Raw genomic sequence first — 14627 nt, 5'->3', positions numbered from 1 at the left:
ATGCAATCCAATTTTGGATTACATCCCCCTGTTTGCTTACTCAATTAACCATCTGTTCATTAACATATTGTGCGTATAGTTCATGCGTTGCAATGAGCTCTTTGTGTGTACCGTGGCCAGTAACTTGTCCATGTTCGATAAAGTATATCTGGTCGGCTTCAACAATTGTGGATAGTCTATGTGCGATAACCAAAGTAGTTCGGCCAATCATAAGCTTATCTAGTGCATGTTGAACTTTTTCTTCCGATTCTGAATCAAGGCTGGCGGTAGCTTCGTCTAACATTAATATCTTTGGATCACGAAGGAATGCTCTGGCGATGGCGATTCTTTGCTTTTGACCACCAGATAGCTTAACGCCACGTTCACCTATTTGTGTATCCAATTGTTCTGGAAATTCTTTAACGAATTGTTTTGCGTATGCGAGTTGCAGTCCGTGCCACAATTGTTTGTCGGTAAGAGTCTTGTTCAAGCCATATTGAAGATTGTCACGAATGCTCCCGGCAAAAACTGCGCTGTCTTGTGAAACATAGCCAATTTGAGAGCGCCAACTTCCAATATTTATGTTAGAGATATTGTGGGTACCAACAGTTATATTTCCACTTGCTGGTTCATAAAATCTTTCAAGCAATGAGAACAGCGTTGATTTGCCACCGCCACTTGGACCTGCAAATGCAATAACTGTATTTGGTTTTGCTTCAAAAGAAACGTCAGTCAAAATGGGATGATCTGCTTCATAGTTGAAGGAAATGTTATTAGCTCTGATAGTGCTGCCTTCAACATCAATTGTTTCGCCATCATTCACTGGTTCTAGTTCAGTGTTAAGAATCTCTTGAATTCTCTCGGTTGAACCCATAGCTTTTTGAACTTGCGAGAAGAATGTCGCAAAGCTAGTTACAGGGGCAATTATGTTAAATAGGTATAGCAGAAAAGCAACCAATTCACCACTAGTCATTGTTCCGGCTGAAACACGCACAGCTCCATAGCCAAGGATACCAACAAATATTCCTAGCATTGCTGTCATCATAATTGGTTGTAGGACAGCTTCAACTTTGGCATCCTTTATTCCTAATGTGAAAATATTTTTGATGAAACTTCCACCAGTTGTTCTCTCGAATTCTTCACCGTTACTGGATTTGATCAGACGAATCTCCGATAGTTTTTCACTTGCATCGGCATTAAAGTCAGCTGTGGCTGCTTGCAATTGTCGTCCTAATTTAGAAAGTATTCGACCAACTGGTAAGAGGATCAGTACGAAAATTGGTACGGCGCTAAACATTATCGCTGCCATTTTCCAATCCATTATGAAAAGAATTATCATTGAACCGATTAACTGAATTCCTCCAGTAATGAAGTTTGGAAATTGGGAAGTCACCAGATCTTTGATAACGGAGGTGTCATTTACTAATCTTGATGAACTTTCTCCGGATTTATGATCATCGAAATAACTGACAGGTAATTTCAATAGATGGTTCCAAAGTTTTTCGCGAAGTGTTTGAACGGCATTTTCACCGGTATATCTAAGTAAGAAGCCACCAATAGTTCCAAAGCCTAGCTGTATTGCAAAAGCTAATAGCAGAACTATTAACATTTTGCTATCGATCTTGGCTAATTGACTAGTGTCAACTAATCCTTTGGTTAGCTGTGGTACGACTAAACTGGCACCACTTGTTACTAAACTAAGCAATAATCCAAGAACGAATATACCTTTTTTAGGATTTACACTATTGATTAATTTTAGAAAATCTCTGAGCTTGATATTATTCTTTGGTGGGGTTAAATTTCTCCTCATTGTTGTTTCATTATTCATTTATTAATATCCTCTAAATCTAGATTAAAATTTGTTTCCGAATCGGAATTCACGACGGCCACGATGTCCGCACCCAAATCCCATATTAGGCATGAATCCCATTTTCATATCCATGTCATGATGGTTAGGTAAATCACCATTCTTCATTGCCTTTCGCATTTCTTTTCTCATTTGATGACGCATGTCCTCTGGAGACATGTCTTGCCAATTATCACCAAACTTTTCCATCATTGTTTCGTGAATTTTTTGCATATATTGCATACGATCCATTGGATCAACGAATTTATCTGTTTGTTTTTTGAAATTATCATCCCAACCGTCAGCAATTTTTTCAAGATAGATGCTGAATTGTTGCTGTTCATCATCATTCAATCCAGAAAAGAATGATTCACTGTAGTCCGCATCTTTAAGAGAAGCATTATCGTCTGCTTTTTTTCTACCATTAGCGGTTAAATAAACTAACTTAGTACGTTTATCGTTTTCGTCCTCTTTTCGAGTAATGTCGTTGCTGTTCTCGAGTTTCTTCAGCAATTCTGCAATTGAACTTGGGCGAAGGTCAAGAACTTCACCTAAATAGCTTTGGCTTAGTCCATCTTCTAATCTCAGAATGGCTAGTACGCGTTGTTGACCAGTCAGTCTTTGCTTCTTTTCATGCATGAAGGTGTTTCCGGCTTCGCTAATAAAATGTAATTGTTTCATCAAATCGTCTGTTAACTTACTCATATTGAATTCCTCATTTCATACTTTTATCAAAATTGATTCGGTACCGAACTTTATTTCAAAAATGATTATAGTTCGGTACCGAATCAATTGTCAACACTTTTGCACAAAAAAACTGCTACCAATAAAAATGGTAGCAGCTTTTCTTAATATACGATGGCACTGATCTTTGGTAATTCACTATTTTCAGTCGCATCAAGCACTCGACAATTAATTTTATTTAATGCTGCTTTTAGCATTAATTTATTTTGATCGATCGAGTAGGAGTTGCCGATGTTGAATGAAATTAGTGATTTAACGCGTTTCCCAGCGATAGCATGATTGATGCTGTCAAAATCGTTAAGAATTTTGTCTTTCTGATCTGCCTGATTGTATTCTTTTTTAAGCAGTTCAGAATTCTGGACTTTTTTGTCATGAAAGATTTGATTGAGCTTAATTGCCAATTCTCTTTGGGAGGAGTTGATAACTGATCCGCGAATTACAGTGTAGATGTAATTACTGTTACCGTACTTGCTGAGGTAATTATCAAGAATTTCTGGTAAACCAGAAATAATGAAAGTTGAATCAGTATCTTTAGAGAGTTTGCTTAGCTCTTTGTCAAGGTAACTGTAGTAGATGGATTGATCTTTTTGCTGTTCTTCAGATTTTGTCCTGTGTCCATGATAGGCAGTACCATTTAGTCCGCCATATGATCCAGTATTGAGATTTGAATTTGCATCGAAATCTGAATAATAGTCAGAGAACTTAGTGTGAATTTCTTCTGTTTCGATGGCTTTGAGAGTTTTAACATCAATAATATTGATACGATCACGACTCAAATTAATGATGTACTTGGGTTGATCGGTTAGTTCTTCTTGTAAGAAGAGGTCTTGAATCAGGAAGGTATTACCAACATGCGATTTTGGTTCAACTCTGTGGTTCATTTCACAGATTTGCATGTCTTCATTATTAGCAAAGATTAAGACAGCTGGGGAAGCATTATGCCAGAGTGCTCGATCAAGAATCAATGAATTGAGCTTATTAACAGCATTCGACCATTCACGTCGAGGGTAGTTTAGTTCCAAATCTTTTTTTACGTCTTTAAGTAGGTTTTTGTAAATCAGGATATTATTGTCCGTTTTGGGAGTTTCAGGATGAATGGGAAGAATTATACTTATCTTTGGTTCTACTTTTGATGATAGTAGATTTAGTAGTTCTTTCTTGTCAGTTATTTTCATAGGTCATCTCCTTATCGATACTATAATTTATTTGTAATGGTAATATATCATCATTCTGGTTATGTTGGCTAGTAATAACTATATTAATATTTGATTGAAATGATGTACGCTTTCATTAATAATGATTTTGAGGAGAAATATTATGGAAATAAGGACTGACAGATTAATAATTAGAGATTTTGAGGAATCTGATATTGATGCCATTTATAAAATCTTTTCTGATCCAATAGTTAATCAATATTTACCTTGGTATCCACTTGAAAATGTTGATGATACAAAAGTATTCTTCAATAATAGAATTGAAAATAATAACGGATACTTTATGGCAATTTGCCTTAAAGAGGGTAATACTCCAATTGGATACATTGATGTGGATTCTGGTCCAGGACATGATTTTGGCTATGGATTATTAAAGGCTTATTGGAGTCAGGGAATAGTGACGGAAGCAGGAATAGAATTTATCAAATACTTGAAATCGACTGATATTCCTTTTGTTACGGCTACTCATGATGTGAATAATTTTGGCAGCGGGAAGGTCATGCAAAAGCTTGGAATGGATTATCAATATTCGTACGAGGAATTATGGCAACCAAAGAACTTTTTAGTAACTTTTAGAATGTATCAACTGAATTTTAAATCCAATATTCCTGTTTATGAGAAATATTGGAATATGTATCAAAATCATTTTATCGAAAATATTGAAATGTAGCATTTACCGATGCATATCTGGCAAATGCTTTTTCTTTACACTTTTTTTATACTTTCTAGTCAATTAATTTATTTGTACAGATTAGTATATAGATAATGAAATGAGGGAATAATATGACGGAAACAATTTTGCGAGTAAATAACATTGTTAAAAGTTATGGCAAACATAAGGTATTAGATGGGATGTCTCTAGAAATAAAGCGCGGCATGATTTATGGATTGATTGGAATAAATGGAGCTGGTAAATCGACTTTTATGCGAATTATTATGGGGTTGACCTATGCTGATAGCGGTAATATTGAACTATTTGGTGCTAGTGATACTAAATCGGTTCAAGAAGCTAGAAGGAAAATTGGACAGTCTATTGAAACTCCGGCACTGTATCCGGAACTAACTGCAGTTGATAATATGAAGGTGCAGGCTGCCAATGCGGGGGTTGGCAATGTTGAAATCACACATTTACTGGAATTAATGAATTTGCAGGATACTGCAAAAAAGAAAGTTAAAAACTTTTCGCTAGGGATGCGTCAGAGATTAGCCATTGCAGTCACACTAGTGAGTAATCCTGAATTCCTGATTTTGGATGAGCCTACTAATGGGCTTGATCCAGCTGGAATTATTGAAATAAGAGAAATTATTAAGAAATTAGTGCGTGAGAAAGGACTAACGGTTTTGATCTCCAGTCATATTTTGGATGAGCTTTCACAAGTTGCAACTGAGTATGGGATTCTGCATCATGGACAAATAATTCAAGAGTTGTCAAAAGAAGAACTATTACAGAAGAGTCAGCAATACATTGAACTCAAAATTAGTGACGTTGAGAAGTCAGTCACAATTCTGGATGAAATGAATATTTCTGATTATGAAGTAATTGGTACAAATGAAATTAGAATTTATTCAGATTTGGATTTGGTAGCACAGATCAATCGACAACTTGTAACAAATAATATTGAGGTATATCAACTTGATACAAAAAATCAGAAGTTGGAAGATTACTTCATGAATATAACTGGGGGTAAATAATGTTAAATTTATTAATGGCGGACAAAATAAAGTTATTTAGAAGCCGAAAAATGTGGATAACTCTGGCAATTGTCATCTTCCTGCCAATTTTTCAATTATTAAACAGTATTAGTAAGAATGAGTATCAAGGTAAATTAGTTCAAAAGATGGATATCGTCGTTAACGGTGCTACTGGTGTATTGATGAATGTCAAAGCTAATTTGGTGATTCTGTTAATTTTCTGTGCATTTGTTAGTTTTTATATTGGTGAAGAATTCCAGAATGGTACGATTAGGAATTCCTTGTCATTAGGGATGAGTCGTGGAAAGTATTATTTGATGAAGCTATTAGTGGTATTTTGTTTAACTCTAATTTCTACTGTTATAATTACTGCATTAAGTACTATTAGTTTCGGTGGTTATTTTGGATTTGGCAGTATTGCCGGTATCAATAATTATGACTATTATTTTTGGATGATCTCATTAACTGTATTTCTATTGTTGTTTTCAGTTATCTCAGTTTATGTGGCAATTAATTTTATGGTCCGTTCTACGGGTTCAGGAATTATTTGGACATTCATTTTTACAATTACTATGGGACTTTTACCTGGTGCTTTTTTGAAGTTCGATTCTCTCAAAGGTCTTACATGGTGGGTATCAGAGAGCTTCTTGTTTTATAAGGATTTTACTTCTCAATCTGTTATTGGTGAGTTTCCCAAGATGATTTTGGTAAGTGTTGTTACAGTGGTTATTTCTACATTGATTGGTTATTGGAGTTTTTATAAATCTGATATTAAGTAATTTACAAAGGGGCTATGATGGCGAACATATTGATTATTGAGGATGACTCGGCGGTTCATTCATTGGTGAAAGAGACACTTGAGCTGAACAATTTTGAAGTCTTTGATGCTTATTCTGGTACATAAGGATTATTATTATTTGAACAAAATAATATCGACCTTATTTTGCTGGATTTGATGTTACCCGGGATATCGGGTGAAGAATTCATTAGAAAAGTTCGTGAGAACTCTAATCTTCCCGTTATTGCAGTATCTGCGAAGGTGGATCAAGCGTCGAAATTAGATTTGTTAACTCATGGGGCTGATGACTATATCACCAAACCATTTGATTTGAATGAACTAATTGCTAGAGTCGATATTCAATTACGTCATGCGAATAATGAGTCTACAAAACAAGATAATATATTACGATATGGAACAATAGTTATGGATATGGATACGAGAGAAGTATCGGTTTCGGGTAAGATGGTTCATCTAACAACACATGAATTCAGTATTTTGGTATTGATGATAAATCATCCTAGCAAAGTATTTAGTCGTTCCAACTTGTATGAGAGCGTATGGCAAGAGCCGTATTTGGAGAATGACAAGACTGTAAACATGCATATCAGTAATCTGCGTTCAAAATTGAATAAATATGGTGATAATTATATAAGAACAATTTGGGGAATTGGATTTAAGTTGGAGGGGGATTCATCAAGTGAGAGTCTTTAGCGTTGTCCTATGTATACTTATTATTACGTTAGTGGTCTATGTATTTCTTTTGAAAAAACAAATCAATAAATTATCTTTAAAGATAAAAAAAATGCCGACTGGTTCCCAATATGGTAGTCGGCTTTTTTTGGACTTTAGAGAAAAAAATTTGATTCAATTGGTTGATTCACTTAATGAAATGGTGGATCAATATGAATCTGAAAAAGTGCATATCAAAAAGTCTGAAGAGAATCTGCACCTTTCGATTACGGATTTATCGCATGACTTGCGTACACCTTTGACTGTAATAGATGGCTATATTCAATTACTAAGGCATACTGATGATCCGACTAAAAAAATGCAATATTTGGATATTATTGAACAATCTGTTTCAAAACTTGTTGAAATGACTAATCAATTTTATGATTTGACTAGAATAGATATTAATCAGAAAGGGATGGAATTATCTAAGATAACCTTGAATGAAATCGTTCAAGATGATTTTTTGAACTTTTTTGATAGCTTTGAGACAGCTGGAGTAGAAATACATTTTGAGGATAATCAGCCAAGAATCAATATTCTGGCTGACAAAGTATTACTAAATCGAGTTATACAAAATGTTATTCAAAATATTTTGCGATATGCCAAAGATGAGGTCCATATTGAGTTCGCACAGGATAATAAATTTGGCAGTGTTATGATTAAAAATAATATTAAGTCTGAAAGTAGAGTTTCTATTGAAAAGGTATTTGACAGGTTTTATACAGAGAAACAATCTAGGACTAATGCAGAATCTAGTGGATTAGGCTTATATATATCTAAGCGAATGATTGAAAATATGAATGGTTCAATGGATGCAGAACTAAATAATCAGCAATTTTTAATTAAAATAAAATTACCAAGTCTTGAGGTGGAAGTATGAGGATAATCAGATTTTTGGGACGATCGACGAACGATGCCAGTAAATTTGTCAAATTCGTATATATAATGTATCGATTGATAGCCATTGGTATGTTAATTAATCAGGCAATCATGGGGCGTGGAAATGAAATGATGATTGTTGTTTTAACTTTGATATTGTTTGAAATACCAGCGATTATAGAAAACAAATTCAAAATCATGATTCCAGATATTTTGGAATTTGTAATAATTTCCTTTGTCTTCAGTTCAACAATTTTAGGTGAATTAAGTGATTTTTATGGACATCTATCTTTTTGGGATACTGGGTTGCATACACTTAACGGATTTTTGGCAGCTGGAGTAGGATTTTCATCGATCTATTTATTGAATGAAGGAATGGCATCCATTCGATTAACGCCAATATTTATTGCTTTGACTTCATTTTGTTTTTCAATGACTATTGGAATTATGTGGGAATTTGGTGAGTTTACCGCCGATTCATGGCTAAATACTGACATGCAAAAGGATCGTGTTGTTCAAAAAATTAATAGTGTAGAACTTTCTGATAAGCCTAATACTGTTGGACATATCAAAAAAATTGATCATACTACAATTCATACATCCGATGGTAAAAGTATTACTGTTCATGGTGGATATTTAGATATCGGTTTAATTGATACGATGAAGGATTTATTTGTTAATTTAATTGGGGCAATTTTCTTCAGCGTATTTGGATATTACTATTCTTTAAGTCACAGTAGAAAATATAAATTCATTAGAAACTTTGTTTTATCCAAAGGTAAATAATACCGAAAAGTGTGATAGCGCCTACATTAGCTATGATATACTCTTTATTGAAAGACTAAGAAATTAGTCAATTTTAGAAAAGGGGGATTAAACCATGGCTACTGCGAAAAAGAAAAAGCACGCCTTTCCGTCGGCCTATACGGTCATAGTCATTGTTTTAATCATGGTTCAGGCTTTAACTTTCTTCATTCCATCTGGAAAGTATTCAACTTTAGAATATAGTTCAGACAGTAATGCCTTCGTTATTACTGATGCCAAGGGAAAGACAAAAAAGGAACCCGCAACCAAAAAGACGCTTGATAAATATAAGATCAATATCAAGCTGTCAAAATTCAAAGATGGGACTATTTATCGTCCGGCTGCAATTCCTAATTCATATCATCGAATTAAGAAGCCTAAGCGTGGTGTCTTTGGAACTATTAACCAATTCCTAACTTCACAGGTTCAAGGTATTGCTGATAGTGTTGATATTATTGTCTTCATTCTTATATTAGGTGGTGTTATTGGTATTGTTAATGCCACTGGTGCGATGGATGCTGGTATGAAGCGTCTGTCAGAAATCCTAAAAGGTAAGCAGAAGTGGCTTATTATTATTGTTACAACGCTCATTGCCTTAGGAGGTACTACTTTTGGACTTGCTGAGGAAACAATTGCCTTCTATCCTATTTTAATTCCGATATTCTTGCTAGCAGGGTATGACACGTTGACGGCGGTCGCGGCAGTCTACTTAGGTACCGCAATTGGTACGATGAGTTCAACCATCAACCCATTCTCAACTGTAATTGCATCTAACGCTGCCGGCATCACATTTACAGATGGTATGCCACTACGACTTTTGATGTGGGTAACGGCTGTTGGTATATCGATAGCATATACTATTCACTATGGTGAAAAAGTTCGTAAGGATCCATCCAAGTCGTTGATTGCTGACCAAATGGAGTCAGATCGAGAGCACTTCTTAGATGAAAGTATGACTGAAGAAAAAGTCTTTACACTTCGTCAGAAATTAGCTCTGATTATTTTTGCGTTGGGATTCGTTGTTATGATTTGGGGAGTTCAACAGTTAGGTTGGTACTTCACAGAAATAGCAGTTGTCTTCCTAGCTGTAACGTATGTGTTGGCATTTGTTGCAGGACTAGGTGAGAAAAAATTCGTTGAAAGTTTTGTTTCTGGAGCAGCTGACTTGTTAGGTGTAGCTCTAACAGTTGGATTAGCAAGGTCAGTTGGTATCGTAATGGAGAACAGTTTTGTTAGTGATACTATCATGAATTACTTCAGTAACCAAATCAGTGGAATGAATAATGTTCTGTTCATCTGTGTCTTGTTCTTTGTATATATTATTCTGGGATTCTTTATCCAATCCTCATCTGGTTTGGCGGTATTATCAATGCCTATCATGGCACCACTTGCCGATGTTGTTGGAATTGATCGTTCTATGATTATTGATGCATATAATTGGGGACAAGGTCTTATTGGATTGATTGCACCTACTGGATTGATTCTAGTTTCATTGTCGATGGTAAATATTGGTTTTGATAAGTGGATTAAATTTGTTATGAAGCTTTTAATTACAATAATTATTTTGATATTGGTATTCTTAAGTGTGGGAGTATTAATATCTTAATTTAGAAGCACTCTCATTGAGGGTGCTTTTTTGGAATAAGAGATGACGTTATGAAGATTTTAAAGTTGCCGTTTGGCATTATTGAAGTATTGAAAAATGGTGATCCGATTGATTTTACCGGCGCACAGATAATGGATCAGTATGTTAAAAATAGTACTGTGGAAAAATCGTTAATGCTGGATTTTGATGTGAAGTCTTGTCAGAAAAATGATGTAATTGAACTCAAAATTTATTCTGGCCTACCGTATAGATATCAGGATTCTCAAACATCAACTACCATGAATGGACAACGATATGCATTGAACGATTATGTCGTTGGATTATCGTTGGCGGTAGATCCTGAGCGTATGCCAGATGATTATTCAGTATATTGTGACACAACTTATCCATCAGTTATTTATTATTTTGCTAAGGATGTTAAGCAATCCAAGGCAGATAAGTTAGGCTTTGCATTAGTCTACGGAGTTGGTAGGACTAAGCAAAAAGTTATGCAGGACGTTGATAAGACCTGTGTCGATATCATTAAGTATGTTCAAAAATAAAACCTTTCACGTATTTGGTTTGTAAGAAGACTCTTATAAATCAAAATTACGTGAAAGGCTTTTTTATTATTGAAGATTGTTTAAAAAGATTAAAGAAGACACCCGGCATTTAATGTGCAGAGTGTTTTTGTGATTGTGAAAGTACTTTTTCTATAAATTGAATTATATATATCACATTTGATATGGGAAAAATACTAAAAAACGTGCTTACATACTTATTGCATATTTTATGTAAATTTTCAGTAAAGTTTGTTTTGCATCATTACACAATCTTTACATTAAATATAAATAACGTATACATTCCTTTGTTAAGCTGAATTTGTACTAAAAAAGAAATAGAAAGTTGGTTATTCCGCAATGAAAAAAGGGCGATTATTAACAATATGCTTAGGGTTGGTATTATTGTTTGCTGGAGTTTTGACAGGATGCTCAAGTCAAAAGTCAGCAAGTGCCAAGAAAGACTCAGGTAAAATCACAGTTGTATTTTATCCTAATGAATCTGCAAAGAACTTCACAGGTTCACGTGAAGAAATGAAGAAGCAAATTCACGAAGCAACTGGTAAGGAAGTAGATATTCAAACAACTACTGACTATAACGTTGCTATTGAAGCAATTGCTTCAGGTAAAGCACAACTAGCATTTATGGGTGCTGATGGTTATATTCAAGCACATGCACAAAACAAGAAGGTCGTTCCATTCTTATTACAATCTGGTGAAGATGGTACAGACAAAGGTGCAAGTTACCGTTCATACTTGATGGTTCCAAAGGACAAAGCTGAATCATACAAGAAAGATGGTAAGTATGATATCGACAAGATCAAGGGTGAAAAGATTTCATTTGTTTCAACTAGTTCAACATCAGGTTACGCAGTTCCAACAGATGAGATTCAAAAACACTTCAAGTTAGAAAACAAAGATAAGCTAGCTGAAGGTGGCAAGTTCTTCGATAAAGTTCTTTATGGTAGTTCACATCCCGGTTCAGCAATCAACTTGTTGAAGGGTGATGCAGACGTTGCTGCATTTGATGATATTGATCTAACACCATTCTTAGATGTTAAAGATGGTAGCTATGACAAGGTTGGTTCAACATTCAAAGTTAAAGATGATGCCGATGCACCATTTGCTGAATTCAAAGGCAAGGAATTAGTTAATATTTCTGTACTTCCAGTTCAAAATGGACCATTCGTTGTTAACACTGAAACATTGAGCGACAAAGATAGAAAAGCTATTGAAAAACGTTTCACATCAAAGGATGTAACTGAAAATCCTAAATTGATGGCAAAACCAGGATCAAAAACACCAACACTATGGCAAAAGAAGAGTGCCAAAATGACTCTACTTCCTGTAGATGATGACTGGTACAAACCTACTCATGAATTAGTTGGTAAATAAGGGGATAGACAATGCTAGAGGTAAAACATTTAGAAAAAAGCTATCAAAAAGATAAACCAGCACTTACCGATATAAATTTCTCGGTTGAACCGGGAACATTTGTTGCAATTATCGGTCCCTCGGGTGCAGGTAAGACAACAATCTTGCGAAGCTTGAATCAGTTGATCAAGGATGATGGTGGTCAGATCCTCTTAGACGGTGGGGATATTAGAACTGCCAACAAAACACAATTAAGACACTATCGCCGTCAAATAGGAATGGTTTTTCAGAACTACAACTTAGTTGAAAGATTGACTGTAATTGAAAATGTTTTACATGGTCGACTAGGATACAAGTCTACTCTTGCCGGAGTATTTGGACGTTATACCGAAGAAGAAAAGCAAGAAGCACTAACTTTACTAAAAAAAGTTGGGCTAGAAGAATTCGCTTTGCAACGTTGTTCAGATTTAAGTGGTGGTCAAAAGCAACGTGTTGGTATAGCAAGATCATTGATCCAACACCCTAAAATCATTCTATGTGATGAACCTATTGCTTCACTTGATCCTGCTTCATCACAAACTGTTATGCAGTTGTTAAAAGATTTAACTACAGAGTTCAATATTATTTGTATTGCGAATCTTCATCAAATTGGGTTGGCGAAAGATTATGCCGATCGAATTATTGGAATTCGTCACGGAAAAATGGTTTTCGATGAAGATGCAGATACTTTATCTGAGGAAATATTGGAGACACTATATGATCAAAATGCTACTGAGGAGCTGGGTTGATGCAAACACCTGTAAATTATTTAGCTCGAAAACATTGGAAACAAACCGGAATTATCGCGCTTATTGGAGGTATTTATCTATTAAGTAGCTATGTTCTAAAATTCGATGGATTAGGTGGAGTTATCGCTATTCCCAAAGCCTTCGCTTGGTTGGGAATAAATTTTCGACCTACAGCTAATTCCACGCAGTATTTACCAAGTATTTGGCAAAAACTACTTGGAACAGTAATGTTGGCTATTGCATCTACCGTAGTTGCATCAATAATTGCAATTTTCGTAGCAATTTTAGGTTCAAAAGTAACAGGTGGAAATAGTATTATTCAAACAATTGTACGTGGAATTGCTTCATTCTTCAGAAACATTCCTTTGGTTGCTTGGGCAATGATTTTACTATTTTCATTTAAACAAAGTGATTTCACAGGATTCTTGGCACTGTTGTTGATGTCCGTTGGATATTTGATCCGTGCATTCATGGAAATAATTGAAGATGAGGCCAGTGAAACCATGCTGGCACTTAAGGCTACAGGTGCAAGTTATTTCCAAGTTATTTTTCAAGCTGTAATCCCTCAAATCATGCCCAGCTTGATTAGTTGGATTTTGTATATGATTGAAAATAACGTGCGTGATGCTACTTTGGTCGGTATCTTAACTGGTACCGGTATTGGATTTGTGTTTGATATTTATTATAAAAGTTTTCGATTTGATGCAGCTGGAATGACTGTTCTATCAATTATTATTGTTGTAATAGTATTGGAATTGTTATCGAATCAAATCAGAAAGGTTATCTTATGATTTCAAATAGCGATGAAAGACTTGTCATTAAACCAAAGAGTCCACAACCTAATAAGATCAAGTTACATGAAGCTAGTTTATCTAGATACATGATCATTGGAGTATTAGTGTCACTTCTTCTAATAACCGGATATACGTTAATGCATTTGGATGCAGCTGGTGTAAGAATAAATGACGCGGTTCGTGGATTGATGATGACACTTAATCAAATGTTTTTACAGCCTAGTGCTGGAAGTGATGGGATGGTTCTTTTACTTCAGGCTTTAGGGATTAGTTTGTTACTTTCAATAATGACTACTGTTATCGGTGCTGTAATAGGTTTCATCTTGGCAGTACTTGCTTCCAAAAACTTAACCAATGCATATTTAGGTAGTGGAATAAGAACAGCGATGGCAGTTGTTCGTGCGATTCCTACTATTATCTGGGTTCTTATTTTCTCTATTGTATGTGGATTGGGAACTAATGCAGCTATTCTTGGATTGAGCTTTCACAGCGTTGCCTACCTAACAAAGGCGTATTCAGAAAGTATTGAAGAGATTGATCAATCCACTATTGAAGCATTAAAAGTTACTGGTAGTAAATTTTGGGTAATTGTTTTTCAAGCAATTTGGCCAACGATAATTGCTTCCCTTGTATCGTGGACATTTATTCGATTGGAAATTAATTTTGCCAATGCGGTTGCTGTGGGTGCAGCCGCTGGTGCAGGTGGAATTGGCTATCAATTGTTTGTAGCGAGTGGAATGAGTTTTGACTTCCATGAAGTGGGGATGATAGTTTACTTGATTATTGCAGTAACGTTGTTATTGGAATTCATCGCTGTTAAATTAAGAAAGGCCTATATCGTCAAATAGGTTGAAA

The 14627-nt window shown here is 35.2% G+C and carries 14 protein-coding genes and 1 pseudogene; 12 read left to right on the top strand and 3 right to left on the bottom strand.

The window, feature by feature from the left end; genetic code table 11:
* Positions 1 to 40: 40 nt before the first annotated feature.
* The 3 genes from EKM66_RS03705 to EKM66_RS03695 all read right to left on the bottom strand — a co-directional run bounded on the left by EKM66_RS03705 (position 41) and on the right by EKM66_RS03695 (position 3744).
* A complete protein-coding gene (locus EKM66_RS03705) occupies positions 41 to 1807 on the bottom strand; it encodes an ABC transporter ATP-binding protein (RefSeq protein ID WP_125761828.1) in 1767 nt (588 codons plus the stop codon).
* 24 nt (positions 1808 to 1831) lie between these two features.
* Entirely contained in the window at positions 1832 to 2530 is a 699-nt protein-coding gene (locus EKM66_RS03700; RefSeq protein ID WP_125761826.1) for a MarR family winged helix-turn-helix transcriptional regulator, read from the bottom strand.
* A gap of 143 nt (positions 2531 to 2673) precedes the next feature.
* Positions 2674 to 3744, bottom strand: coding sequence for a baeRF8 domain-containing protein (locus EKM66_RS03695; RefSeq protein ID WP_125761824.1), 1071 nt, complete (start codon positions 3742 to 3744; stop codon positions 2674 to 2676).
* A 142-nt stretch (positions 3745 to 3886) separates the two neighbouring features.
* On the opposite strand from EKM66_RS03695, the gene EKM66_RS03690 reads away from it, so the two are divergent.
* The 12 genes and pseudogenes from EKM66_RS03690 (at position 3887) to EKM66_RS03635 (ending at position 14620) form a co-directional block, all read left to right on the top strand.
* A complete protein-coding gene (locus EKM66_RS03690) occupies positions 3887 to 4453 on the top strand; it encodes a GNAT family N-acetyltransferase (protein WP_125761822.1) in 567 nt (188 codons plus the stop codon).
* A 113-nt stretch (positions 4454 to 4566) separates the two neighbouring features.
* Complete coding sequence (locus tag EKM66_RS03685; protein ID WP_125761820.1) at positions 4567 to 5475, top strand: ABC transporter ATP-binding protein; 909 nt, start codon at positions 4567 to 4569, stop codon at positions 5473 to 5475.
* Positions 5475 to 6254 carry an ABC transporter permease gene (locus tag EKM66_RS03680; protein ID WP_125761818.1) on the top strand — a complete coding sequence of 260 codons (780 nt, stop codon included), beginning with the start codon at positions 5475 to 5477 and terminating at the stop codon, positions 6252 to 6254. Before EKM66_RS03685 ends, EKM66_RS03680 begins: the two co-directional genes overlap by 1 nt.
* Positions 6255 to 6271: 17 nt before the next feature.
* Positions 6272 to 6967 (top strand): annotated as a pseudogene (locus tag EKM66_RS12900) (response regulator transcription factor).
* A 148-nt stretch (positions 6968 to 7115) separates the two neighbouring features.
* Positions 7116 to 7868 (top strand): sensor histidine kinase, encoded by a 753-nt coding sequence (locus EKM66_RS03670; RefSeq protein WP_225426551.1) that lies wholly within the window; start codon positions 7116 to 7118, stop codon positions 7866 to 7868.
* Positions 7865 to 8653, top strand: a complete 789-nt coding sequence (locus EKM66_RS03665) for a hypothetical protein (RefSeq protein WP_125761816.1) — start codon at positions 7865 to 7867, stop codon at positions 8651 to 8653. The genes EKM66_RS03670 and EKM66_RS03665 overlap by 4 nt, the downstream gene beginning before the upstream one ends.
* Positions 8654 to 8747: 94 nt before the next feature.
* Positions 8748 to 10277, top strand: coding sequence for a YfcC family protein (locus EKM66_RS03660; protein ID WP_125761814.1), 1530 nt, complete (start codon positions 8748 to 8750; stop codon positions 10275 to 10277).
* 50 nt (positions 10278 to 10327) lie between these two features.
* Positions 10328 to 10819, top strand: coding sequence for a hypothetical protein (locus tag EKM66_RS03655; RefSeq protein WP_125761813.1), 492 nt, complete (start codon positions 10328 to 10330; stop codon positions 10817 to 10819).
* A gap of 357 nt (positions 10820 to 11176) precedes the next feature.
* Positions 11177 to 12211, top strand: coding sequence for a phosphate/phosphite/phosphonate ABC transporter substrate-binding protein (locus EKM66_RS03650; protein WP_125761811.1), 1035 nt, complete (start codon positions 11177 to 11179; stop codon positions 12209 to 12211).
* 11 nt (positions 12212 to 12222) lie between these two features.
* Positions 12223 to 12978: a phosphonate ABC transporter ATP-binding protein gene (gene phnC, locus EKM66_RS03645; protein WP_125761808.1), complete on the top strand. Its 756-nt coding sequence runs from the start codon at positions 12223 to 12225 to the stop codon at positions 12976 to 12978.
* The gene (locus tag EKM66_RS03640) at positions 12978 to 13769 is read left to right on the top strand and encodes a PhnE/PtxC family ABC transporter permease (RefSeq protein WP_125761806.1); all 792 of its coding nucleotides are present in this window, start codon (positions 12978 to 12980) and stop codon (positions 13767 to 13769) included. The genes phnC and EKM66_RS03640 overlap by 1 nt, the downstream gene beginning before the upstream one ends.
* Complete coding sequence (locus EKM66_RS03635) at positions 13766 to 14620, top strand: PhnE/PtxC family ABC transporter permease (RefSeq protein ID WP_125761804.1); 855 nt, start codon at positions 13766 to 13768, stop codon at positions 14618 to 14620. The genes EKM66_RS03640 and EKM66_RS03635 overlap by 4 nt, the downstream gene beginning before the upstream one ends.
* Positions 14621 to 14627 lie beyond the last annotated feature (7 nt).

It is taken from the genome of Companilactobacillus hulinensis (assembly GCF_003946555.1).
Taxonomy (GTDB): Bacteria; Bacillota; Bacilli; order Lactobacillales; family Lactobacillaceae; genus Companilactobacillus; species Companilactobacillus hulinensis.
This window is presented reverse-complemented; position numbering and strand designations above follow the sequence as displayed.